This window comes from Rhodococcus sp. 27YEA6 (genome assembly GCF_044908235.1).
GTDB lineage: Bacteria > Actinomycetota > Actinomycetes > Mycobacteriales > Mycobacteriaceae > Rhodococcus_F > Rhodococcus_F qingshengii.
The window spans coordinates 1-23929 of sequence record NZ_JBIYCY010000031.1 but is presented as its reverse complement, the minus strand read 5'-3'; the positions used below and the strand labels follow the sequence as shown (position 1 = coordinate 23929).

At 61.5% G+C, this 23929-nt stretch carries 27 protein-coding genes and 1 pseudogene; 6 read left to right on the top strand and 22 right to left on the bottom strand.

The features are described 5' to 3' along the window. Nucleotides 1-224: 224 nt before the first annotated feature. A complete protein-coding gene (locus tag ABH939_RS31825) occupies nt 225-1700 on the bottom strand; it encodes a SulP family inorganic anion transporter (protein WP_256670042.1) in 1476 nt (491 codons plus the stop codon). Nucleotides 1701-2059: 359 nt separating this feature from the next. On the opposite strand from ABH939_RS31825, the gene ABH939_RS31820 reads away from it, so the two are divergent. Both ABH939_RS31820 and ABH939_RS31815 read left to right on the top strand, forming a co-directional pair. Further along, complete coding sequence (locus ABH939_RS31820) at nt 2060-2482, top strand: pyridoxamine 5'-phosphate oxidase family protein (protein ID WP_054782144.1); 423 nt, start codon at nt 2060-2062, stop codon at nt 2480-2482. Next, the gene (locus ABH939_RS31815; protein ID WP_073512686.1) at nt 2479-3027 is read left to right on the top strand and encodes a pyridoxamine 5'-phosphate oxidase family protein; all 549 of its coding nucleotides are present in this window, start codon (nt 2479-2481) and stop codon (nt 3025-3027) included. The genes ABH939_RS31820 and ABH939_RS31815 overlap by 4 nt, the downstream gene beginning before the upstream one ends. A gap of 42 nt (nt 3028-3069) precedes the next feature. Here ABH939_RS31815 and ABH939_RS31810 read toward each other — a convergent pair whose 3' ends face one another. Then, complete coding sequence (locus ABH939_RS31810) at nt 3070-3495, bottom strand: MerR family transcriptional regulator (RefSeq protein WP_054782139.1); 426 nt, start codon at nt 3493-3495, stop codon at nt 3070-3072. Nucleotides 3496-3738: 243 nt separating this feature from the next. Here ABH939_RS31810 and ABH939_RS31805 point away from each other — a divergent pair, with 243 nt between their 5' ends. Continuing rightward, nucleotides 3739-4932: a glycosyltransferase family 87 protein gene (locus ABH939_RS31805; protein ID WP_054782140.1), complete on the top strand. Its 1194-nt coding sequence runs from the start codon at nt 3739-3741 to the stop codon at nt 4930-4932. 41 nt (nt 4933-4973) lie between these two features. On the opposite strand, the gene ABH939_RS31800 is transcribed toward ABH939_RS31805, so the two are convergent. From ABH939_RS31800 to ABH939_RS31785, 4 genes and pseudogenes are all read right to left on the bottom strand, one after another. Further along, nucleotides 4974-6515, bottom strand: a complete 1542-nt coding sequence (locus tag ABH939_RS31800; protein ID WP_037131624.1) for a SulP family inorganic anion transporter — start codon at nt 6513-6515, stop codon at nt 4974-4976. 266 nt (nt 6516-6781) lie between these two features. Then, entirely contained in the window at nt 6782-9259 is a 2478-nt protein-coding gene (locus ABH939_RS31795; RefSeq protein WP_003944634.1) for a site-specific integrase, read from the bottom strand. After that, complete coding sequence (locus tag ABH939_RS31790; RefSeq protein WP_197491354.1) at nt 9259-10047, bottom strand: tyrosine-type recombinase/integrase; 789 nt, start codon at nt 10045-10047, stop codon at nt 9259-9261. The genes ABH939_RS31795 and ABH939_RS31790 overlap by 1 nt, the downstream gene beginning before the upstream one ends. Nucleotides 10048-10251: 204 nt before the next feature. After that, a pseudogene (locus ABH939_RS31785) lies at nt 10252-10530 on the bottom strand (site-specific integrase); the annotation flags it as partial. 217 nt (nt 10531-10747) lie between these two features. On the opposite strand from ABH939_RS31785, the gene ABH939_RS31780 reads away from it, so the two are divergent. Further along, entirely contained in the window at nt 10748-10912 is a 165-nt protein-coding gene (locus ABH939_RS31780; protein ID WP_003944625.1) for a hypothetical protein, read from the top strand. A 245-nt stretch (nt 10913-11157) separates the two neighbouring features. Here the strand turns inward: ABH939_RS31780 and ABH939_RS31775 are convergent, their stop codons facing one another. Then, on the bottom strand, nt 11158-11463 hold the full coding sequence (locus tag ABH939_RS31775) for a hypothetical protein (RefSeq protein ID WP_003944672.1): 306 nt from the start codon (nt 11461-11463) through the stop codon (nt 11158-11160). Between the two features lie 476 nt (nt 11464-11939). Then, the gene (locus ABH939_RS31770) at nt 11940-12200 is read right to left on the bottom strand and encodes a WhiB family transcriptional regulator (protein WP_003944665.1); all 261 of its coding nucleotides are present in this window, start codon (nt 12198-12200) and stop codon (nt 11940-11942) included. Nucleotides 12201-12501: 301 nt separating this feature from the next. Here ABH939_RS31770 and ABH939_RS31765 point away from each other — a divergent pair, with 301 nt between their 5' ends. Next, entirely contained in the window at nt 12502-13668 is a 1167-nt protein-coding gene (locus ABH939_RS31765) for a DUF6615 family protein (RefSeq protein ID WP_003944605.1), read from the top strand. On the opposite strand, the gene ABH939_RS31760 is transcribed toward ABH939_RS31765, so the two are convergent. Genes ABH939_RS31760 through ABH939_RS31745 form a run of 4 tightly spaced genes read right to left on the bottom strand, consistent with a single transcriptional unit; the run spans nt 13653 to nt 16346 of the window. After that, on the bottom strand, nt 13653-14378 hold the full coding sequence (locus tag ABH939_RS31760; RefSeq protein WP_333838092.1) for a hypothetical protein: 726 nt from the start codon (nt 14376-14378) through the stop codon (nt 13653-13655). The genes ABH939_RS31765 and ABH939_RS31760 overlap by 16 nt on opposite strands. Beyond that, nucleotides 14375-15253, bottom strand: a complete 879-nt coding sequence (locus tag ABH939_RS31755; RefSeq protein WP_054781793.1) for an RAMP superfamily CRISPR-associated protein — start codon at nt 15251-15253, stop codon at nt 14375-14377. Before ABH939_RS31755 ends, ABH939_RS31760 begins: the two co-directional genes overlap by 4 nt. After that, nucleotides 15253-15666, bottom strand: a complete 414-nt coding sequence (locus ABH939_RS31750; protein WP_003941562.1) for a hypothetical protein — start codon at nt 15664-15666, stop codon at nt 15253-15255. The genes ABH939_RS31755 and ABH939_RS31750 overlap by 1 nt, the downstream gene beginning before the upstream one ends. Next, nucleotides 15663-16346, bottom strand: a complete 684-nt coding sequence (locus ABH939_RS31745) for a hypothetical protein (RefSeq protein ID WP_054781794.1) — start codon at nt 16344-16346, stop codon at nt 15663-15665. Before ABH939_RS31745 ends, ABH939_RS31750 begins: the two co-directional genes overlap by 4 nt. 138 nt (nt 16347-16484) lie before the next feature. On the opposite strand from ABH939_RS31745, the gene ABH939_RS31740 reads away from it, so the two are divergent. Then, nucleotides 16485-17339, top strand: a complete 855-nt coding sequence (locus ABH939_RS31740) for a phosphoadenosine phosphosulfate reductase family protein (protein WP_054781795.1) — start codon at nt 16485-16487, stop codon at nt 17337-17339. A gap of 639 nt (nt 17340-17978) precedes the next feature. On the opposite strand, the gene ABH939_RS31735 is transcribed toward ABH939_RS31740, so the two are convergent. The 10 genes from ABH939_RS31735 to ABH939_RS31690 all read right to left on the bottom strand — a co-directional run bounded on the left by ABH939_RS31735 (nt 17979) and on the right by ABH939_RS31690 (nt 23902). Next, nucleotides 17979-18350 (bottom strand): hypothetical protein, encoded by a 372-nt coding sequence (locus ABH939_RS31735; protein WP_333838088.1) that lies wholly within the window; start codon nt 18348-18350, stop codon nt 17979-17981. A gap of 304 nt (nt 18351-18654) precedes the next feature. Continuing rightward, the gene (locus ABH939_RS31730; RefSeq protein WP_011331664.1) at nt 18655-19602 is read right to left on the bottom strand and encodes a C40 family peptidase; all 948 of its coding nucleotides are present in this window, start codon (nt 19600-19602) and stop codon (nt 18655-18657) included. Between the two features lie 186 nt (nt 19603-19788). Then, on the bottom strand, nt 19789-20163 hold the full coding sequence (locus ABH939_RS31725) for a hypothetical protein (protein ID WP_054781796.1): 375 nt from the start codon (nt 20161-20163) through the stop codon (nt 19789-19791). Nucleotides 20164-20356: 193 nt separating this feature from the next. Continuing rightward, a complete protein-coding gene (locus tag ABH939_RS31720; RefSeq protein ID WP_158646557.1) occupies nt 20357-20752 on the bottom strand; it encodes a hypothetical protein in 396 nt (131 codons plus the stop codon). Nucleotides 20753-20843: 91 nt separating this feature from the next. After that, nucleotides 20844-21767 (bottom strand): hypothetical protein, encoded by a 924-nt coding sequence (locus ABH939_RS31715; protein ID WP_333838087.1) that lies wholly within the window; start codon nt 21765-21767, stop codon nt 20844-20846. Next, nucleotides 21764-22147 carry a hypothetical protein gene (locus ABH939_RS31710; RefSeq protein WP_003941821.1) on the bottom strand — a complete coding sequence of 128 codons (384 nt, stop codon included), beginning with the start codon at nt 22145-22147 and terminating at the stop codon, nt 21764-21766. Before ABH939_RS31710 ends, ABH939_RS31715 begins: the two co-directional genes overlap by 4 nt. A 21-nt stretch (nt 22148-22168) precedes the next feature. Continuing rightward, a complete protein-coding gene (locus ABH939_RS31705; RefSeq protein ID WP_148209137.1) occupies nt 22169-22486 on the bottom strand; it encodes a hypothetical protein in 318 nt (105 codons plus the stop codon). A gap of 116 nt (nt 22487-22602) precedes the next feature. After that, nucleotides 22603-22914 (bottom strand): hypothetical protein, encoded by a 312-nt coding sequence (locus ABH939_RS31700; protein ID WP_054781798.1) that lies wholly within the window; start codon nt 22912-22914, stop codon nt 22603-22605. Between the two features lie 123 nt (nt 22915-23037). Next, a complete protein-coding gene (locus ABH939_RS31695) occupies nt 23038-23394 on the bottom strand; it encodes a hypothetical protein (protein WP_333838084.1) in 357 nt (118 codons plus the stop codon). 10 nt (nt 23395-23404) lie between these two features. Next, nucleotides 23405-23902, bottom strand: coding sequence for an HNH endonuclease family protein (locus ABH939_RS31690; protein WP_404650680.1), 498 nt, complete (start codon nt 23900-23902; stop codon nt 23405-23407). Nucleotides 23903-23929: the final 27 nt, after the last annotated feature.

Here is a 23929-nt window from a genome sequence, read left to right as displayed (position 1 = left end):
GCGGGCAGGGACTTCGGGGGTCCGCTGACCGTAGCCGGTTCCTCGCTCATTTATCTCCACATTTCTGTTCGGCTCTGGCTTCTTCGACCCGGCGACCCACCGCCGCGGAGACTGCTCCGGCGTAGGCGGGGCGTGCGATGACGACAGGCTGAGCTTGCTCCAGATACCAAAATGTCGGACCTGTGTCGAAGGCTCGGGGCTTGCACCTGACCACTCGAACCGTGTCAGTGTGAGGAAGCGAGTTTGCCGCTGAGACCTTGGTGACGCTCGAGGCTGGCACCGTCGAGGCCGATGATCTCGACGTGCTTTCCCTTCGCTTCGTACTTGTGCTGAATGGCATCGAGCGTGGCAACCGTCGAGGCATCCCAAATGTCCGCGTCGGTGAGATCGATGATCACATTCGCCGGATCGTCGACGTAATCGAACTGATAGACCAGATCGTTGCTCGAAGCGAAGAACAGCTCCCCGGTCACCCGATAGACGCGGGTATCGACCAACCCATCCTGGTTGGTGTCCGCTTCGGCGATTTTTTCGACATTCGTCAGGTGAGCGACGCGGCGGGCGAACATCACCATCGCCGTCAGCACACCGACGATCACGCCGTAGGCGAGGTTGTGTGTGGCGACGGTGACGATGACGGTAGCGGCCATGACGAGGGTTTCGCTGCGCGGCATTTGACGCAGTGTCCGGGGGTGCACGCTGTGCCAGTCCATGGTTCCGATGGCGACCATGATCATCACTGCCGCGAGTGCGGCCATCGGGATCAAGGCGACGACGTCACCGAGTCCGACGACGAGAATCAACAAGAACACTCCGGCCAGGAACGTCGAGATGCGGGTGCGGGCGCCGGAGGCTTTGACGTTGATCATCGTCTGGCCGACCATCGCGCATCCGCCCATCCCGCCGAAGAATCCGGTCAGGACGTTCGATACACCTTGTGCCCACCCTTCGCGGGTCTTGTTCGAGTGCGTGTCGGTGATGTCGTCGACCAACTTCGCCGTCATCAGCGATTCGAGGAGGCCGACCAGCGCCATCGCCAGTGCGTAGGGAGCGATGATCGTGAATGTTTCGACAGTGAGCGGAACATCGGGAAAGAACAGCGACGGCAAGCTCGACGGCAATTCCCCCTCGTCCCCGACGTCGGGAACGTTCAACGCGAAGACCACCGTCGCCGCGGTCAGGAGCACGATCGCCACGAGCGGCGCCGGTACTGCGGTGGTGAGTTTGGGGAGCAGGATCATCACCAGCAATCCGACTCCGACCAGCGGATACACCATGGCGGGGACACCGATCAGGTGCGGGAATTGGGAGGTGAAGATCAAGATCGCCAGTGCGTTGACGAACCCGATCATCACGCTGCGCGGGATGAAACGCATCAACTTGGCGACACCGAGGACACCGAAGGCGATCTGAAAGATGCCGGCCAGGATGACGGTGGCGATGAAGTAGTCCAGTCCGTATTCACGTGCGACCGGCGCAATGACCAGGGCTATCGCACCGGTAGCGGCGGAGATCATTGCCGGGCGGCCTCCGAGGAATGCGATGGAGACGGCCATGACGAAGGAGGCGAACAGCCCTACTCGGGGGTCTACGCCGGCGATGATGGAAAACGCGATCGCCTCGGGAATCAAGGCGAGGGCAACGACCAATCCGGCGAGGACCTCGGTTTTGAGAAGTCGCGGTGATCGCAGGGCGCTCATAACCGTCGGTGAGGTCGTCTCGGCTTTTCGGATGGTCGGTGAGGGTGGTGAGGCATGTGCTGCCACGATGCTCCGTTCACGTGTGAGCAGGAGGGTTCCTGCTCTGATGGGGGGGTGGCGCAGTGTGCGCCCGTGGGATAAGCGGCGCTTCGGAGAACCCGGCGTCCGCGATCGCCCGTCGATGAGCGACAGGGTTGTTCGTCAACAACGAACCCTACTCTTACGAAATGGTAGAGTTTAGTCACCGGATAGGCAAAATAATGTGACGCGGCCCACCGCGCCGCCGAGGGGCCCGGATACGCCCACTTCCTCGTAGCCCTGGCGCAGATGCCGCATCACCTTCATCGAAAGAGGCAATGATGGCTGCAGAGAACGTGGAAAAACTTCACGCACTATTACGCACGCTGGAGACGGTGATGGTCACGACTGTCGACGACCAGAGCCGGTTGATCAGCAGACCGATGATCTTACGTGTCGGCGATTTCGGCGGAACCTTGTTCTTCCTTGCCCGGGCGGACTCGCGCATCATCTCCCACATCGCCGCGAGATCGGCGGTCAACATATCCTCCGCATCGACGAACAGTTCCGTATCCCTCACTGGTACAGCAGATTTCACAACCAACTACAACAGTGTGGCCGAACACTGGCACAGCGTATTCGGCCCCTGGCTCCCCCGCGGAACCACCGGCGCAGCGCTGATCGAGGTCACCATCGACGAAGCGCGATTCTGGAGCGTCCCCGGCGTGGAACACGATTCGTACGAAACGATCACGGCCCGATGAGCGAAAGCTCCCGGCGACAGCCAGCAGACCGCACCTCGGCAGCCCAGGCTCAGGCGAGAGCCGCGATCGATAATGTCATTGCCACCTCGGCAGTAGCAGTAGTGACGAGCGTCGACGAACGATTCGGCCTCGTGAGTCGACCCATGATCGAATTGTCCTCCGCTTTCGACGGCGCCCTACACTTTCTGACACGTGCAGATTCACGAATTGCCACGCAGATCACCGCCCAGCCGACGGTGAACGTCTGCTTCGCAGGAGTGAATCATTGGCTCTCACTCGCCGGCACAGGACGGACTTCCACCGATGCTGCCGCTATCGAGCAGGTGTGGAATACGACACTGTCACCGTGGTTGCCGGCCGGAGTGGACACAGCCGGAATCACGTTGATCGAAGTCAGTGCCTATGAGGCACGGTACTGGCAGGCTCCGAATCCGGCGGAAATCCTGATCCGCTACGTCGCCTCCGCAGGGCGCCGCGCTGCGTCCCCGACGACCCGATGGGTTCACCTCGAACCCGGCGGCGACCCCGGCATGAATTTCGGTTGAACGACCCGATCTCGCCGGTCTGCAATCATTCGGGACGGATCGTCAGGACGGTGCCGGCGTGGGCACGTTCGAATGCCTTCCGCGAGCTGCGAGCAGTTCGGTCAGTTCCTCGGCGTACGTCAATTGTCTGCGCAGCGTGGTGCAACTCTCCGAGGCCTTGCCGTGGCATTCGTTGATGAAGTTTTCCGCCTCGAGGCGTTGTTCCGTGGTAGCCGAGACGTCGTTGATGACGTCGAGCGCATCGAGCAGGCCTTTCATTTCGGCGAGGGTGAATCCGAGTGGCTTCATACGCCGAATTACCAGTAGGCGTTCGACATCAGCTTCGGTGTAGAGACGGAAACCGCCGACACTGCGCTCCGAGGGAACGACCAATCCGACGTCGTCGTAATGCCGCACGGTGCGGATGGACAACTCGGTACGCTGCGCGACCTGCCCGATCTGCATATGCATCCCGTCGTCGTCACTCATCGACGCACCTCCCTCTGTTGTACCTCGGCCTCGAACACAGGCCGCTGTATCCCCTGCACTCTCAGTGTCCACTCTAGCGAGCACCCGAAGTCGCGAATGCCGCAGCAGATACGCCAACAAACATTCCGAAACCCTACTGTAACGTATGAGTAGAGTTGTCTTTCGTAGTTCGGTACCTCCCGAGGAGTTCGTCCAGTGCGCGTCCCGTCGTTGATCTCGTACCGCTTTAGATGGTCACCTCCCATGCTGGCGGGCCTAGTGCTCTCACTAGTCGTGGTGACGGTGTATTTGATCATCGCAGTCAACGGATATTTGATGGATCTGTCCGTTTTCCGTGACGCAGGACTGGCTTTCACATCAGGGTTGCCGCTGTATTCGGAGGATTTTCCGAGCTCGTCCGGGTTCCGGTTCATCTACTCGCCGTTCGCGGCGATAGTTTTCGCGCCGATGGCGTGGAGTGATCCCGTTGTCCTGCAGGTGATATGGACATCGATCAATATCGCGCTGGTGTGGTGGATCCTGAAAGTCGTCCTGCGCCAATTGTCGATACCGCGGCCATCTCTTGTGGCTGCGGCGTTGACTGGTGTGGCGCTGGTCCTCGAGCCGGTGCGCTCGAACCTCGGGTTCGGGCAGGTCAACATCGCGTTGATGGCGTTGGTCGTCGCCGATTGCTGCGGCGCTCTGCCCCGCAGATTCAGAGGAATCGGCATCGGAATTGCCGCGGCCATCAAGATCACTCCCGCTGCCTTCGGGCTCGTCCTGCTCGTGCGGCGAGACCTACCCTCGATCGCCCGCGCCCTCGGCGCGTTCTTGGTCACCGTCGGTATCGGTTTCGTGTTTCTGCCCAAGGATTCGGTGTGGTTCTGGGCGACGGAATTCTTCCGCAGTGACCGCGGCGGTGCGCACGAGTTCTTCCGCAACCAAGCCGTCACCGGACTGTTGGCCCGACTCGGCGCCCAGGGCATGCTCAAAGATGCGATCTGGCTGCTGATCGTCGCCATGATCATCGCCGCCGCAGCCTACGCAGGGCACCGCTTCACGCGCAGCGGGGAACCTGTCCTCGCTCTCGGGGTCGTCGCGCTGGCGTCGCTGCTCGCGGCACCGATCGCGGTCACTCACCACTGGGTGTACGTCATCATGCTGATCCCCCTCGGGGTGGCGCCGCAGTACCGATCGTGGAGGCCCCTCATCGCCGTTGCCGTCACAATTTTCGCCATCGGCCCCTATTTCGTCCTGAGATGGACGTTCCCGGGGGGATGGGCTGGTGAACTTGCGCAGCAGGTGATCGGAAACGCCCAACTCCTGACTGCGCTCGTCCTCTTCGTGTGCGCGGTGCGTGTCGCTGCGACCCGGGGCCGCACCGGCTCCGATGCAGCCCCTCTTCCCGCATCCGTATCCCGTCAGGATGCGGAAGAAGCCGTCCCTTCTCCCGTGTGAGCAGGTGAAGAAACGGCCCCTTCGGTGAGGATGGGCTGGCGTCAGTGACCGCCGCCGAGCTTGCCGGAGAGCCGATCCAACCGTTCGAGGCTGGCGCCGTCGAGGCCGATGATCTCGACGTGCTTTCCCTTCGCTTCGTACTTGTGCTGAATGGCATCGAGAGTGGCGACCGTCGAGGCATCCCAGATGTCGGCACCGGTGAGGTCGATGATCACGTTCGCCGGATCGTCGACGTAGTCGAACTGATAGACCAGATCGTTGCTCGAAGCGAAGAACAGCTCCCCGGTCACCCGATAGACGCGGGTATCGACGAGTCCGTCCTCGTTGGTGTCCGCTTCGGACACCTTCTCCACATTCGTCAGATGCGCGACGCGGCGGGCGAACATCACCATCGCCGTCAACACACCCAAGATCACGCCGATCGCCAAATTGTGAGTACCCACAGTCGCAGCGACCGTCACCACCATCACCAGCGTCTCACTCTTGGGCATCAGCTTCAGAGTGCGCGGATCGATACTGTGCCAATCCATGGTTCCGACGGACACCATGATCATCACCGCAACCAGAGCGCCCATCGGGATCAACGCGACGACGTCACCGAGCCCGACGACGAGAATCAACAAGAACACACCGGCCAGGAACGTCGAGATGCGGGTGCGGGCGCCGGAGACCTTCACGTTGATCATCGTCTGCCCGATCATCGCGCAACCGCCCATGCCACCGAAGAACCCGGTGACCAGGTTCGCCACACCCTGCCCCCACCCTTCACGGGTCTTGTTCGAGTGAGTGTCGGTGATGTCGTCGACCAACTTCGCCGTCATCAACGATTCGAGGAGGCCGACCAGCGCCATCGCCAGCGCATACGGCGCAATGATCGTCAGCGTCTCCATATTCCAAGGCACATCAGGAAAGAACAACGACGGCAAGCTCGACGGCAATTCGCCCTCGTCCCCGACATCGGGAACGTTCAACGCAAACACCACCGTCGCCGCAGTCAGCAGCACGATCGCCACCAGCGGCGCCGGCACCACCGAGGTCAACCGCGGCAGGAAAATCATCACCAACAAACCGACTCCGACCATCGGATACACCAAAGCCGGCACACCGATCAGATGCGGCAGCTGCGAAGTGAAGATCAAGATCGCCAGCGCGTTGACGAACCCGACCATCACGCTGCGCGGGATGAAACGCATCAACTTGGCGACACCGAGAACACTGAGCGCCACCTGGAAAATGCCGGCGAGGATGACAGTGGCGATGAAGTAATCCATCCCGTACTCACGCGCAACCGGCGCAATGACCAGGGCTATCGCACCGGTTGCGGCGGAGATCATCGCCGGGCGGCCCCCGACGATCGAGATGGTGACCGCCATCGTGAACGAGGCGAACAGCCCGATCCGCGGATCGACCCCGGCGATGATGGAAAAAGAAATTGCCTCGGGGATCAAGGCGAGCGCGACGACCAGTCCGGCAAGGACCTCGATCTTGAGCCGGCGAGGTGAACGCAACGCCGCACGCACAGACGTACCCGCCTCCCCCGCCTCTCGCACCTGCGGGGCCGTACCGCCCGTGTTCTGGGCCATCACATTGCTCCATCCGATTCCGCCCACGTTCGAGCGCGGAATCAATACGTAATTTTCGAGGCTGTCAACGCCTACGAATCGGATTTACCTGTGCACGCCACCGCGCTCGGCAGCGCACAAACACAGAGGCACTCTACCCTCACAAGAGAGTAGAGTGCCTACCGGAAATTCTCGGTCGCTACCACCTGCCATCCGTCTACCGGCTGCTGCACCCGGCACGGAAGGTTCCCGATCCGGCACGCTCATCCCAATCAGGTTCATGCTCGTCATGCAGGAGGTTGGACGATGTGCGCGACGATGTCCGGGAAGCTGGGCATGTTGAGTTGAACGGCACGACGGGCCCGTCGATCGATCTGATCGAGCTTTTCCTCGGTAGCCACGAGGCTTACGCGGAGACCTTCTGCTTCACCGATCCAGCCTTCGCTGTCCGCCTCGGCAATTCGGGCAGCAAGGTTGTCGCGTATCTCGACGAGCCGGAAACGTTGTGCGGGATCAACACGCAATACAGGGCACCGGATGCAACTGTGTTCATGCTGGCAGCTGGTGCCGTAGGCGCGGCCGCATTCGCCGAGGGCGAGTTTGCGGCGCTCGAAGTGTCCGAGAAACTCATCCCATTCGGTATCTGTCGGGGTGCGGTACTCCTCGCTCGGGCGGAGGGCACGTCGGCGCGAGATGAAGGCGCGGTGACCGTTGATCGCTTCCTCCGGGTAGATGGCTTTGTATCCCATGGTTGTGTTGATGTCCTTGTGCCCCAACAGAACTTGAGCGATATGCGGAGGCATGCCGTTCATGATGGCGTCGGTAGCGAAGATTCGGCGCAGATCATGGGGCTGGAAGTACAGCGGTTCGCCTGCTGCGTCCTTCACTCCTGCCGCATCGATGAGTTCGGTCAGTGCATTGCGGATCAAACCTGCGGATACCGCGCGGTGGTGACCACCGCATTTCCATTGGAACAAGAGTGGGGCCGGGGCCACCCAGATACGTTCGTTCCGGTCGTAAAGAGGCACAAGGGGTACTCCTCCGTCCGCGCCGCGTATTCGGGACACGATTGTCGACAGCATGTCGGCGAGGTCCGGGCTGACCACAAGTAGGCGTTCCTCGTCTGTCTTCGAGGGTGCTATCTGCAGTAGCGGGATGAGCTCTCCGGTGGCGGGTAATCGATATTGGGTGATGCTGTGATGGCTGATTTCGAGCATCTCTTCGATTCGAACGCCTGTGTGTCGCAGGACTTCCACAGTTGCCAGAGCCCAGAATGCTCGGTTCTCGGCTTCTCGGAGCCGGATGGTTCGTCCCTCGGAGTCGTAGATGACCGGAATGCCGTCAGCGCTTGCTTTCAACCATGGGTCCGACTTGGTGTAGGTCTTGCCGAGGACGGTGAATTTGGAGCCCGGCGATGCTGCAACAGCGGCCTCGAGGAGCATCCTGGCGTCATGGGCTCGTTGTTCTGCGATACGCACCAGTTCTGGCAGTCGAGGTAGTCGCTCTCGTGTGCGCTGATCCATGCGTGCTTTGCGTCGGCGTCCGATTTTCTTCGCGCTCGTCTCTCCTGGGCCGATCGGGCACGGCACTACCCACCTCGCCCACCGTGCGGGGTCGAGTGCTGCCCACGCCGCCAGGTCGAGATAGAACGCGCGCACAGCTGTCAGCATGTCGGTGTAGTTCATTCGTGGACTACGGGTCTCGGCGTACGTTCCGTCGGGGAGTCGGCGGCGGCTGACCTTCCAATGCATGCGTTCTTTCCATGCCTGGGCTACGCCGCGGTCGAGTTGCAGCGAGTTGATTCCGGGATGGGTGGTCTCCAGGTTTTTCCAGAAATGCAGCGCCAAATGTCGTGAGAGATTGTCGAGCGTCGTGTAATCCAGCGAAGGGTGACGTTCGGACAGATAGTCCACGAGGAGATTCCGGACGTCGGCGTTTGCGATGTCGAAGCGATCGACGAGTTCTGCGACGGTGCTCTGTCCTCGATACACCGTGACGAATCGTAAAGTCGGTGGCGCGTCTGGTGGGAAGATCCCGATGTCGTGGAGAAGTTTGTAGAAGAGGTAGCGCGTTTTACCTCTCGAACATACGGCGAGCTCCGCCTGGCGAAGTTCGACGCAGTCGCCGACGGTGATGTCGGAGAGGCCGCCGCCTTTGGACAGGATCAACATGGAGATCTGCCATCGTGCAGTTCGACCTTGCATTGCTTGGGCAGTCTCTGCACCGGCCGCGGCCTCCAGTCGTTCGAATCCTCTCGGATCTCGGCTGATTGCCGCCCAGTCGCGCCAGTAGTGCGACCGGTGCAGTTGGACCACGAAACGTAAATCGGGGCGAATCAGATCCGCGACGAACAATCCGATCAGGGCATGCGTCAGGACTGTGGGCCGAACCGATTGCACTCCCTGTTCGTCCATCCACGTTTCCGGTATCGAAACCCATCCGAGACCGTGTTCGGCGACGCAACTGCCGTTCCAGCGGCCTTGCCAGCTCTTTCCTGGAAACGAATTCAGCCACCGCAGAAGCATCCCCGCACCTCGGACAGCATCGCGCTGAAAGTTCTCGCTACCCGGAGCCCGGATCATGAGTGCTTCCACCCGCTTCAGTGCGGCCGCTCGGCCGAGTTCAGTCGTCTTCCACGACGATGGCACCACACGCGGTGGATACCGATCGAGGAGTGTGTCGATGACACTGCGATTCGCACCTTCGCGGGCATCGACGTTCAGGCTCCAACTGGCAGGCGCTTTGGAGACACGTGCAGAAACCATCAGCGTCGACCTCCGAAAAGTACGTCCAACACTGCCGGGTTGTAGCCCGGCGCTGGCGGTGCGTGCAGCGATTGGGTGTTGCCGGTGTATCGAGCATGGTGGGCTCGTACGTGCGCGAAAACTTCGTCGCGGCTCGGGGTCAGATACAGCTGAGTGGTTGTCAGGTGCGCGTGGCCCAGGATCCATTGCACATCGGACAACGGCATGTCAGGATCGCTCGTCATCCGAAAGGCTGCGGTGTGGCGCAGGTCGTGAATGGTCCAATTGGATCCCAACATCGACTGCGCCCGTGAGAACATCGCGCGCGCTCCCGAATACGACAGCTGCCGCCACGGCCTGCGCAACGTCATCCACAAGGGATGATCGCAGCCGTGAGGGGCATCCTTTCCCCAGGCCTCTTCTTGATAGATCCGCAACCACACGAATGCATCTGGCGACGCCGGCAACTGTTGGACCTCCCGGGTCCCCTTCCTTATTACGGTGATCAATTGCTGGCCCGGGTCCGCACTCTTCTGGGACATCGACAGGAGCTCGTCGGCGCGGGCGCCGGTCGAAACCCAGAAGGCCAACATTGCCCGATCTCGGTTAGACGACAACGCCGCGAATAGTTCGTTGAAACGATCATCGGGAATGCGCTTGGGTATCCGTTTCGGAACCTTGGGTCTGTATCGCCCCTTCCGCTCGTTACGAAACGGATCCTGCGGATCGTGATGCGCGTTCGACCGAAAAGCGCGGGGCGAGCGATCCACCGGGAACGGATTGACGACCGGCCCAGCACCGATGCTCATCTGAAAATCGTAGAACGCCCGCAACACCGTTTCCGCGTGCGCTCGAGTGGCCGGGGAGAATTTCTGTCCCTGCCGCGGCTTGCCGGTGACCTCGTTGACCACCCAATGACCACTCTTGGCCGCATTGCCCCCTACAGGTGTTGTGCCGGAGACTTTTTCGCCCCGCCTCCGCCAATGTTCACGCCTGGGTTTATCCGCAATCTTCATCCAACGCGCAAAATCACGGCCCTCCGCGGGACTGGCTCTCTCCCATCCCACGTCGACCGCTGCGAGAAATCTCCACCACCGCAACAAGTCATGCCCGTACGATCGGATCGTCGCCGACGATCGGTCACACGCGTGAAGTTCCTCGAAAAATAGTGTCGCAGCGCCGATTACCTCACCCGACGCATCGAGTAACCGGTAGGGCTCTGCTTCGGAACCTGTCGAAATCAGCCGCCCCACGTCGGGAACGACCAGCCCTGCAAGATCAGCCCGGCGCATCTCGCTGCACATACTGAGGAAAGTATCAGCACAGCCCCTGACCTGCAATGATGCAATTTTTTAGTTCAGTTAATACGCCAGCGCTCCCCTGTCGGGGGCTGCCCGAGAGTGGCGAGCATCGGCGGCACTGGCTTTCCGGCGGTGGCGCTCATACCGTCCACTGTGCGCTGGTTTGTACTGGTTTCGGCCGGTTTTCGGAGGTTGAGACAATAGTGAAATGAGCGAGACTGCAGAACCGGATCAGACTCAGGGGTGGAGCCCGGCCCCGGACGAGGGCCAGGCCGGCACGGTGATGACGAAGGACGGTCAGTGGGCGTACCGCTACAAGGACGGTGCGGAGCTGATCATGATGAAGATGCCGGAGCGTCCAGCCTCCACGTAGGCGTGTGCAGTGGGCCCGCACCGGCCCCCTTGCCTTGCACAGGCTGGGTAGCGGGCCGCCGTTGTCTTGGACCGGCTCCGGTGACCACCTCGGTTTCGGCGAGGCGGCGAGCCTGCGGTAGATCAACACCACTTGTCTCAGCGGGTTGGCCAGTCGCTACCGCTCTCCCATAGCGGGACTTATGTCTCCACTCTGCGTGCGATCGTTCTGATTTCGCGCGGTTTGCGGGAGAGACCGCTCGACATTTACTGAGCCCTCCGATCATCAGCCGTACTTTCACGTAGCTCCATACGCAGGCACCGAGTCAGCCGATCTTCTCGTCCCGGCCGCTCAGGGTCTATCCCGTGATTGTTGTCGAGCAGATACGCGTTGGGCTCGACGACTCGGCAGGCCGGACACTGCCATCCGCTCAGTACTGCGCCCTTCTGTATCCCGCCTGCGCAATCCCACGGTGCAGTCCACATCGCCGGGATCATGCGCTCTGTCCACTCGCGAACAGCAACAACATCGCCCAGTTCAATGTCGAAAAGCGTGAGCTGCGAGTCGTTCATCGCATTTCCTGGATCAACTCTGCTCCAGGCCCGAGCACTTCGTCTTCGTCAGTCGCATCCTTAGCCCCTCGAAGGGCAACCATGAGGCCGGCAACGCCCAACAGGCATGTCATCGAGGCTCCTGCCATGAACAGAAGATCACCCACGCGAGGGACCGATTTCGCTTGCTGGCCGGATCCACGAAATCCGCGCCTCATGCTCGTCTGCGTGCAACGGAACAGAACCCGGATCATCTGGGTGAACGCCCGCCCACGCTGATTGTTCTGACACAAGATCCGCCACCGTCGCCCACGTTTCCGAGGTACAAGGCGGGTTCACAACAGCCGCTTTGGCGAGTGCTCGGCGGGTAGCTCCACTGAGGCGGAGGAGCTCTGTGCCGCAAATCCCTCGATCCCAGATGTACCGAGCGAGTTTGATGGAATCGGCATATTTCGCGGCCTCCGCGTACGAGGTATGGGTGAAGTCCACGTGGGTGGTCACGGCTGCACCCGCGGGTAGCGACGGCGCCGCTCCGAGGCGGTCAACCCACCCCAGACACCGAAACGCTCGTCGTTCGCCAATGCGAATGCCAAGCAGTCGACACGAACCTCGCATCCTGCGCAGACCCGTTTCGCCGGCCGGACAGCTTCTCCGGGTTCCGGAAAGAATGCTTCGGGATCAGTACGTTGGCACACAGCTCGCTCCTGCCAATCGACATTCCCAGCGATATCGCCTGGGTGAATCTCGGTGATGGTCATCGAAACCACATCTCCTCTACACATCGGCCTCTCGGATTGATGGGCGAACGGTAGCGAGGGACCTGGACTGCGTGAACCGGAGCGGACGGCCGGCCACCCTTTTCGACTTTCACATCGTGGACGCGAAGCGGCGTCCTACCAGATCAGTACACTTCTGTGTACTGCAAAACGACCGGTAGATTTCTAAGCGTTCGCGCCCGGACATGCGATCCTCTGACGCCGGCAACCCTTGTCCGGCGGCCCACAACCGACCGATGGGATACACGTGCCGACTCCAACTTCTTCCGCGCCTGGCCCAGTCATGACACGGCTCGCAACAGCGTTGTTCAGGAATGCACAAAGCGCCGGCCGAAACTTCAGGGATGGAGAACGTCACAACATCCGCCAGGGTGAAGAAGGAACTACCGAGCGGATCTTGTTGAACCTCGCGAAGACCATTCCCGAACTCCACGTCGGAGCCTTCAGCCACAGAGAGGAATCCCGCTACGGGGCGGACTGGGAATGGTGGATTTCGGACGGATCGAATAAATGGTTTCAGCTCGTCATCCAAGCCAAGAAGCTTCAAACGCCGAAGGCGCATCCGGCCGGGAAGTACAAGATCAAGCACAAAATTCGATCCTCCGGCATGCAGCAGATCGACCTACTCGACCTCTACGCCCGCAAGAGCGGAGCGCAGAGTCTTTATGCGCTCTACAACCCTGCGGCTCGCGGCGTCCGGTACAGCGATCACAGATGCTGCCTCGGTCCCTCCGGTGACCGAATCACTGCTGTCAGCGCAGATGTATTTCTCAAGCGGTTCCCACGTACCAAGGGGCTAATCGATGATGTCCCCCTAGCCGCGATCCGTGAGTACGCGCTCCCCTGGTCGTGCCTGGCAAACGACCGTGTCGCCACACACGACGTGCCACCGCCACCAGGGCCTTCCCCGCTGACCTTCATGCAATTTGCTCAGTGGACAGTTATGCAAGATGCCAACAGAGACTCGCTTGGCACGTTCGATTCGACCAGCGCGGCATATTCATTGCTCGTCAACTCCGTGACAATGAAAGCCCTTGCACAAAGCCAGGACTGGTTCACGCGGAACTATCGCCACTACCTCGACGACTGGATGGGCGTAGAGAGACCTGGGCAGCCCGAAGAATGGAAGGACGCGCAGAAGATTGCCATATCTCGGCACGAATCTTCCGACGAGCTTTTCGCGCAACAGCGAATCAGGATTTTCGACCGCGCTGAACTCCCTGCCTACGTCTCCGCTGTCCTCAGCAACGAACCGATCCCCGAGGACGTCCGGCACCCCTTCTCCGAGATCGATGCCGCCCCCAAGCAGATCCTCACGCTCATCGCACCACCCAGGGTCCAGCCGGTCGAGCCCCCCGGTGAGCCGCAAAATTTGACGAATACGACCTGTTACCCGTTTCGAGTAACAAGCCACCAGTCCCCCTTCCAATACCGCTACCTCGGCAGGTGAAGTTCGCGCATTCGCGTCGGGTGCATGTACGGCGGACGAACACCAGCCAACCCGAACCCCGAGGTGACCGGCGCATCTCGCGAGGCCACACATGATGCCGGTGTCGTGCGTCCCAGCGTCCCGTCAGCGTGCTCGTGCGAGAACTCCCACAGATCCTCACCTGCACGGTTCTCGAACTCCCACCGCAAAACGCGACCCTCACCGTGCGCGCGTTTCTTCCCAATCACATCGAGACCGGACACTATCGCCGCGACGGCCGTCAGGTCACCCACACCGCGCCAGGTGACAGTTCGGGAATTGGTGATCATCAACGGCATGTACCTCGCCCGGTAGCGGCCTTGCCGGTCCGAGATCACTGCCGGCACGCTCGACGCGAGTTCCTCGAGCCCTCGGTGATCAGTTCTGCTCGCCCAGTGCCGCACCACCGGATCTCCGGCCGGGTCTTCGGGGAACGAACACGTCGCGCACCAATGCCAGTCCGCGCCCGCCAGAGTGCAGTGCGCGAGAGGCAATTCGAGATCCGGCGGGGTCGCCTGCGGCGAGAGCGCCGGCACGTATTCGCCGCGGTCGAGGGCGCTCGCTTTGTGGTCGGCCCACAGCTCCGCGGCGAGGATGCCGTCCAAGGCGATCCCCCAGGGGCTTGCATGTGCCAACCCTGTCGAGAGATGGGCCCTGACCAGGAAGGGAGCGAAGGCGGTGTCTGCGTTCATGTCAGCCACCCCAATGCCTCGATCACGTCTTCTCGTAGCGGTTCCAGTTCCGCTCGCCAGTCCGCGACCTGCGGGCCGGGGCCGGTCAACACGGTCAGCTCCGACTCGGCGCGGACTCTGCCGTGCCCGATCGCGCTGCGCCCACCCAGGAAGCCGTCTCGCGAGAATCGTTCCCACACGTCACTGAAGAAGGCGATGTCGCGGTCGGTTGCCCGGTCCAGCCTCAGGAATGTTTCGAAATGTGTTCCTGCGGGCAATGTCTCGACCTCGAAGCGCATCAACATCGACGTCTGGTGCGCCGAAGTTCCCGAACCGGCGCCGGTGTCGGCATCGAAGGGCGCAGGGAAGGATTTGGTGCCGGCGTCGTCGAAGCGGCTGTAACTTTCCAGGGACATGAGCTCGAATTGCGACATGAGCACTCCCGGGTAGGGCCTGCTCATGATCGATTCTGTTTCCTTCACTCGGGGAACGACTTTGCCGACTTTGAGACATCCGTCGATCGGCGGCGCACCGCCTCCGTTTCCTCCGAACAGACTGATCGGCGGGACCAACTCGCGCAGGCGCTGACGCCGGCGGCCGGTCAGTGAGTCGCCGGCGACTTTGCTCAGGTTGCCGCCGTTGCGCAGTGCGTGCGCCGCGGAGAGAGGTATCTGTCTTTCGTAGCCGATCACATCGCGGAACAACTCCTCGGCGGTGCGTCGCAATGCTCCCCGCAGCGAGTTCCCCGACACGACCGGTACCAGCACTTTCCTCCCGTCCGGTTGCAGGATCGGTTCGCGGCGAAACAGTGTCGTCGTCGTTTCCGACTCCTCGCCTTTCTGCGAGATCGACGACAGGGCAGTCAGTTCGACATCCCATCTCACGGTCGAGCGCATCAGCTGACCTTCCTCGCGGCGCGGGCAGCGGCAACTGATTCGGCCACGATGCGGGTGCGCAGGACATAGGCCGTGGGGCGCTCCCGCAGCAGTGTCAGGACCGGCTCCGATTCGGCGCGCAGAAGAGCGGCCAGCTCCAGCCGTTCGTCGGTTGTTCGCGGCTCGGATTCGAGCGAACGTGAGACAACCGACCACCAACGATCGAGGTCGGCTCCTCCGACGTACGTCGCGACGCGGACTCGGTTCGGCAAATGCTGCGTCCAGTACGTCGCCCGGCGCCGGCCCACCCACGAATCCCAGTCCACGCCGTAGTGCAACAGCAACAGCAGCCGCTCGGCCACGTTCTCCACACCGTGCAGCTGTGGGAGGCCTGCGGGAGCGGCAGCGAGCCAGCGGTCGGTCGGCGTCGTCATGCGTGCGCCTTGCTGCGAGGCGGTTTGGTGGCCAACAGCGCCAATGCCCACCATCGGTCGACGTGGCGGTACGGGGACAGGTGATCCCAGTCCTCGAAGATCGCCGGCCACCTACGCGCCGGCACTGTGCGTAGCACTGCATACGGGGCTGCGCTCTCGCCGAGCATGCGTTCGCCGAAGCCGTGAGAGCGCAGTCGGCGCATCGCGGCAGCTGCTGCGACATCGCGATCCGACCACGGCAAGGAGGTGTCTTCGACGGCAACAGCCCCCCACCGGGCGTGCGGCAGGATGTGTTTGCGGGCCGGGCGACGCAACGGCACCACCAGCGCGATCTCCGACGTCAACGGTGCCGACAAGGTCCGGGCCAGGCGCGGCTGCGTCAGTTCGGTCATCGCCGGCGCGGTGGTGATCAGATGCATTCGGGTTCGCAGCTCCGGGGTCTGATACGCCCACCGGCACGGTGCGCAGAGACCTTTCTCGGTCGGAGCCTTCCACGAGTCGAATGCGGTGAAGGTCCGTGAGATCGCCGACCGCGCGGGCTCGATCGGTGTGTCGGCCTTCGCGCAGCGCGCACACCGCCCCCTCTGCAGTGGGTCCTTCTCAGATGAACGATTCGTCGATGCGAACGCCGCCTCTACGACCTCCACGCACGAGGTCACCTCCTGTAGTTTTTCTTTCATCACGCTCCTCCTCCTGTGCAGGTGCCCCGAGTCGGATCGGCTTCGAGGCCTTACATACACAGGAAGATCCGGCCGAAGGGCCGCGTGTGACAACAACGCCAGAAATACCCATCGAGCACCCAGGGAAGCGGCAGAGATATGAGTGGCACCCCTCGCGCGGACGGACTAGATCTGACCACACTGCGCGCACTGCGGCGCCCACGTCCGAACCTGGCCGCGATCAAGGAGCGCATCGAGGAACACCTCGACAATCACGACGGATATCTCGCCTTCTCCGGTGGCAAAGATTCACTCGTCGCCCTGCACCTGACCATAGCGGTCGAGCCGAACATTCCTGTCGTCTTCTTCGATTCAGGGCTCGAATACCCACAGACCTACGAGTACATCGCCGACCTCGCCGACGCATGGAACCTCAATCTCGAAGTGCACCGAGCCGACCCACCCCTGTTGACCGTCCTCGCGGACTCCGGCGAATGGGATCACCACCTGCCCACACGAGCGACGACGCGAGCGCTCCGCGACATTCTCATCGGAGCACCCTCACGCGCGGCACATCAGACTCACGGATCGGGCGAGATCTGGGGTGTACGTGCCGACGAATCAGCGAAGGGAACCGGACGCTGGTCGATGTACTACAACGCTCTCCGCGTCCGAGTTACCGAAGATTGCACCGACTGCTGCACCACAGCAGCGCAGCAGCGACTCACACATGGCGGCGCCCTCGACCGAGCCGATGGCACACACGTTTTCGGGCCGGTCTGGGACTGGAGTAGCGAGGACATCTGGTCGCACATCGCCGCGCACGACCTTCCCGTCAACCCCGTCTACGACAAGCTCCGCCGCCTCGGCACCCCCGAGCAGCACCTGCGGGTCTCACACATCCTTGACGGAGCGTTCCTTGAACGCGGCCGCATCACCAGACTCAGACGCGGATGGCCGGCGCTTTTCGAAGAGCTAGCACGAGTCCTCCCTCGGATCCGTGAATTCGTCTGACCTCGAACCACATACGATCGAAGACAGGCCTGTCTTCAGCAGTATTGGGCTGCGCGCAAACAGTTTTCACCTTCGCGAGGGAAGCACCACTATTCCCTCACCAATTCAGTCACACACCTGGACCTCGACAGTGGAGGTCGCTAGCGTCGCATAAACCAGTGCTTGCATCGCAATAACTTTCGCGCGCTCCATGTCCGTTCCCATCACGTGCTCCGATTGGTCGACGCGCGACAAAGCTCGGTCAGCCCAAAAAGTCGGACCCTGAACTGTAACCATGAGAATTGGCTCCTAAAAGATTTGGCGGGTTCGTGTTGACCCGCCAAATCTTTCACACATGTGCAGCCGTCCGCGACCCCACTTTGCAACTCGGCGTTGCCCTCTCACTACGGAGAAAAAACAGCAGCAGGTCGCCACTTCGACCAATCTCGTGGGGAATCTTCCCTCACAAGATCAGGACCGCCGATTGTGCTGCGGTCTAGGTCGGTGTGGCGACCTGTTGCTCGTCGCACATTCGAGATTAGCCGAGGGCTACGACACATCGATCAGAAAGGGTGCGCCGGCAGACTGTTTCCTCACGCTTTTGCGGCGCAGCGTCGAGTCCCGATGTAGACGGACCGGGGTGCACGTGGTGTGCGTTTTTTAGGCCGAGCTGTCGTGCGCGGGATTCTGTTCGGACGTTTGGGGTGCATTCGCGGCGGCCGTGTTTTCTGCCGGCGACGTCGGGGATCGCTTACTCGACGCTGCGGCCTTCTTCTTTTTCGGTGCGCTGTATCCCATAGCGGCGAGTTCCTTGACGGTCCATCCTCCCGCGAGCGCGCGTTCATGGGCGAGGCGGATCGTGTCCTCTGCCTCAACCCGTGCCGCGTCGATGGCAGCAAGCTCAGCTTCCGCCTCGCCGATGGCACCGACGAGAGCGACTCTCGTTGCAATCGCCTCCTGCGCCAACGATTCTGCGGCCTTGCGTGCTGTCTCCAGCGCCTTCTTGTGGCTTGACGGCGTTGTCGCGGTCATGGCAGTGGTATCTCCTTCACTCGAGGTTGTGCTCGCATCAATCTCAGCGGTGCTCTGTTGAGGTTCTCCGCTGTCGTTACGCAAATCGTAGTGGCCTGCGGCTGTGCTGTCGGGTGCGCCGTCCGTCACTGTCATCCCCTCCCACTGTGAGTGAGCGCAGACGCCGCTGCAGGCCCCCACTGAATCAATAGCGTCGTCAGCGCCGCCGGGATCAGGGCGGCGGCCCCGACACCACTGAGCGTCGAAACACTGCGACCTGGCCGCTCGGCCCGGCAGTTACTCACAGTGGAAGATAGGTCCGTCATCAGAGGAACCTGGCCGGGATCATGTCCGAACGGACTGCGCTGATCTGCACCAATTGACCGGTCTGAGGCGCCTCGATCATCTTGCCCTCGCCGAGATAGATCGCGACATGATTGGCGCCGTCAGCCTGCCAATTCCCGAACAGCAGGTCACCCGGCTGTGCCTGGCTCATCGGAATCTGGTGTCCGGCGCGGAACTGCTCCTGCGACGTCCGAGGCAGCACCTTGGTTCCGCCGCTTCCGATGAAGTACGCGAAGCGACTCAGTCCGGAGCAGTCGTACCCGGCGATCGGGCCGCCCGTTCCATCACCCATCGACGGACCGGTCAACAAACCGCCGCCCCACTGGTAGGGAAGTCCGAGTGCCCGCATCGCAGCTTCGATGACAGCGCGAGCGAACTCAACATTGCGAGGCAGGTTGGGATCGAACTTCAGATCCGGCACCGCCGACGGTGCGAACAGGCCTGTGAGCGAGGGTATCCCGGCAGCGTTGGATGGTTGTGCGCTGAACACGGAGGGCAGAAGCGCAGGCCCTCCGGCAGGTGTCGTGTCATTTGCCGATGCGTCTTCGACAGCGGATCCGTTCGGCGCCGAGCCGGCCGGCGGAACCGAGTCCGGTCCGGGAGCAGGAAGGGCGACGTCGGGGATCAGAGCCTGTGCCTGCGGCGGGAGGATCTCTTGTATCTGCGCCGCAGCGTCTTTCAGTTCCGGGGGTAGCGCACTTTCCGCCTCGGACTGCCACGCAGGAGGAATCTGCTCCTGCAGCTGCGTCAGGGCAGTTGTTGCCTGGTCCAGGTACGGCTGCGGATCTGGAATGAACTGGGATGCAGCCGGTGCCTGTTCCTCGACTACCGAGGTGATGGTGTCGGTGATGACTGGCTCTACGCCAGCTCCCTGCGCTGCCGATGCGCCGGCTACTGCGACGCCGACGATGAGTGATGCGATGTCCATGATGTCTTCCTTTGCCGGATGTTGGTGCGGCCGAGGGGAACAACTGTCTCGATGACCGCGGGGACTTTCAGTGCGATCCGGACAGTAGAGACGGACCTGGACAGCTCAGGTGCCTGCAAGCAATCGACGAACATAAGACCAAGGTCAACGACCTTCCCTGGCGAGCGCTCGACGGCTCTTTTTCTTTCACCCGAGTAACTCGTACCCGAGCCGGAGGTCCTCGTCGGAGACAACGATGAGGTCATCGTCGTGTGTGCGCACCAGCCATTGCCCACACGAGAGCGGTATCCAGTGCCCCTCGGAATAGACGGCAGCGAATGCGCCGGCGTCGACGAATCGCGCGTAAGTGAGAGAGCCGAGTTGCTCCCACACATCAGGGTCATCGGCGAGAGACACCAACCGGTATGCACCAATCGCCTTGTCGGGAGTCGAGAGATCCTTCCACGCGAATTCCGTGAGTTCGTCGAGCGTGGTGTTACCGGGAATCGCATGAATCGAGTGAGACACAGGAGCCTTCACCCCATCAACGGCACCTAGTGGCCGAATTTCAGTGATGCTCATGGAGTCCCTCCCTCGGATTCTCGAGGCCACGTCTGCGTCCTCACTGCAGTGCAATTCGAGCAGTAGTTCTCGTCGACGGAATGTGTCCACCCTGGCTCGATCGCGGATCTCACGACACTGCACGATGACAAGTAGTTCGCCGGAACTTCTCGAGTAGTTCCACACGCATCACAGTTCACGGTGATCGACATCGTCAATTGTCAACTCCCGGATTCACCAGATCTCCGCCAGTTGCCCCCACTGTCATGGTCTCTGGCTCCGGAGCAATGATGGTGACAGGAACTGCGCCGCGGATCCGCTCCTCAAATCTCAGGCAGAGCCGCGCGTACACCACCAACCCTGTTTCCGAGTTCGTCATAGTGCCACTGATCCACCGTTCGTCGATCCCGTCGATGATCTGTCTCAACGTCGGCCGACGTTCCCATTCTGCTTCGCGGGCGTACCGGTTGATCGCCGCGGCAATACGTTTAGGTTCGACGCCATGTCCGTAGATGCACACCGGTATCGCTGGATGAAAGTCGGGTGGAACGAGGAACCACTCTCTGAAAAGCCCGCGCAGCCTGCCCAGTGGGGTACTGGTGATTCGCACTCCGTAGTAGTGCTCACTGAAATTCTCGGGGCCGACTGGACTGAGGACATGCGTGCCCAGTTTCGCCTGACTCGTAGCGTGTCTTCCATGCTTAGCGATTTTCTCGACCACTTTCCCTCACTTCCGTTCTCTCACTTGCGTCGAAGCGGCCGGCGCAGTCTTCGAGGTCTGCAATCGTCTGCCACGCGTGCTCCCAATCCCCACCTTCGTGAGGGTCCAGTACTTCCACGGCGTTTCGTAGGGCTAGTGCAGCGACACTGAACGCTGACACTGCGGTACGGGCAACCGGCGAGTTGACGAGATCCCTGTACGGGATGTTCTGTCGCAGACGGCACCGGCGGCACAGGCGTCCGGCGATATCCGAGTCCAGCCCATCGTGGTACCAGTCCGGCGTGACGCACCGGCAGTGCGTCTTCACTTCTTCTGTAACGGCTGGCAGGGAGTTCGGGCAGGGTTTGTTGGTTCCGCCGCCGCCGGCCGGGTAGCGCTCGTGAATCGTGTTGTGAGACCCATTCAGTCCGAAGCAGATCGGGCACCGTGTTACCGCCTTCGCATTCGTCTCCTCTTCCGCAGGTTCGGCAGGGGCGGAACCATCTGAACCGCCGACATTGTCGGCGGTTGCCGTACCGATATCGGGACGCGCCTTGGCGGGTTCGGTTGCCAGGAACCGTGCGAGGAGACGGTGGGCGGCTTCTCGGCTGGCGATGTTGCCGTACTGAAGCGCGCAATTCGACACCTGTCGTATCTCTTCCGCCTCTTCAGTGGTGATGCGCCGGTGACCGTTGAGTTGTAGCCAGTAGAAGACAGCTTTCCCTGCTGCCAGGAAGAACTCGTCGGGCTCTGAGCCGTAGGGGACACCTTCACTGGCTTCGATCGCGACTCTTCCGATGTCGATCGCGAGTTCGTCTGCGGCTGTGAGGTTATCGGCGTCGAAACCTGTTGCCGGTTCCGCTGCGGGGGTGAGGGATCCGTTGCCGTGCTGGTGCGCGGTGGCGTCGGATGGGGTGGCAGTCATCTGTGGTGTCCCCTTTCGATGTGGGCCTTGTTCGTTCGCCTCACGTCAGCGGCAGCTGTCACCTTGTGGGTGTGTGGATGCAGCGACGTCGAGGAGTTCGACACGGCCGTGGTTGTGGTGCTGTGAAGGATCGCGAGCGTGGCACGGATATCGCGGGCTGCGGCGGCGAGGTGGGTGGTGATGTCCTGATTGTCGGCTTCGGCGGCGAGGAACAGTTCCAGCGCTTCTGGGTACGTTCTCGGGCCGGTGTAGAGCCCTCGGAGTTCTTCGCGTGCATCAGCTATCCCGGCGAGGGCATCGTCGAGGGCCGCGAGCATTGCTCGGAGTCGCCGTTCGGCCGGGTCGGGGAAAACTTGTGCGGCGCGGTATGTCTGAGTCATGAGCGGGATTCTCCTGTCGTGTCATGTCGCGTTTCGAGGACCGTTCGTACGTGTCAGGGGGCGGAATCGGTCCCGGGGGGTATGCCGATCGGTGGGCGGGAGGACCGCGACGATGTGGCTCTCTACCGACCGCCGGCGGCTCACTTGGATGTCTCCGGCGATCAGCTCGCGCATCCGATCTGCGATGTCGCTGTCGTCTTCGTAACCGCTGCAGAAGATTCTGTCGTCCGGGCCGCGTACGCCGCGCTCGGTGTCGAGGATCGTGTAGTACGGGACCCTGCGGAGGTTGAAGGGGCTGGTAAGGATCGCGAACCTGCCATCGCCGGATGTTGCTCGCACCCTCCACCATCGCCGGGACTCCGCGAATTGCACGCGGTGCCCCATTTCGAGCGCGGTTGCAGCGACCGAGAGTGATGAGCAGGGTGCGATTCGGTCGCCAACACTCGATTCATTGCTCACGACTGCGCCTCAGAGGACGTAGTGGGTAGGACATCAGGTGGAAGGGCGGCGAGGGTGGCGTGGATCTGTGCGGCGCGTTGGAGGGTGCCGCGTACGCCTGCGGGGTAAGCAAATCCACGGGCGTCATACGAGTCGGGTTGCAACGCAAGGATGGACACGCGCTCGGCGAGCGCGGCGTGCTCACTGCAGGTAAGGGATTTGAAGCGGCCCGGTGCCGGAATATCCCGCAGAGCGGATTCGAGGTGCAGCCAGGGTTCTTGGTTCGAAACCGCGGCGCCCTGTGTGTCTGCGCTGTCGATGCTCGTCATGGCTGAATTCCTTTTTTTCCGAGAGAGGTTGGGATCGTTTCGTGACGGAGATTTCGAGATTGAAGCCGAACAACATCGAGAGTCCGTAAAAGTCGAATGCAGGACACCCGTTGCGCCTTGGGTTCAGGCGATAGGACCGGTGGTGAAGGTCAGGATCTCGGACAAACGGCCGGAGAACACGAGGTAGATGATGATTCCCAGTGCTACCGCACTGACCAGAACCGGGATGAAGGAGCCGAGTCGGATCGGATCTCCTCGGTCGACGGCTCCACTGATGCCGTTGCCGACGGCCACGCCGACTGTGATCAACGCGAAGAAGCCGAGAAAGTAGAGCCAGGCGCCGGTCACCACGCCTCCCGTGAGTGCGGCGCCTGCGGCGAAACCTATCGTCGCGATTGCCCGACTGAGGCGGGTTCGTCGTCTGCTTTCAAGGATTTCGTTCGACAAGCGGATGTTATCATCACCATCGGTAGAACTCATCTACTTCTCCTCATTTCTGTGCGCAGGCGGTGCGCGCCGCGCCGGCATCGGCGGAAGTGATCATCAGGTGATATTTCGCGGCCACGGTGAGATATCTGATGGCGTAGTCACAGTGGAATGCAGCGTTGGGGGGAAGCCAGGTGTCGAGGCCTTGATCTGACTTCGATTGGTTTGCTTTGCCTTGGGAGGCAAGCAAGTTGACGTCGGTGTCGTTGGCGAAGTTCACCCTTTGCTGCGGAGTCCAATTCGCTGCCCCCGCATCCCAGGCTCTCGAAAGTGCCACGACATGGTCGATCTGAATGGCCGAAGGATTGGACGTGGAGAACGCGATATCGGTTCCGGTGTACGGGTCGTGAAGCGTGCCGGCGATGACTTTGCAGTCGCGCGTTCCGGGTTTGAATGCGACATCTACAAGTTGAAGTTTCAGGACGTCATTGCGTGTTATCTCTAGCGCCGCATCAGGATGAAGGCACGGTAGGCACGGCGTGTCGGTCGCCCTGTCCCTCATGGTTATCTAATAGCGTCTATATCACAG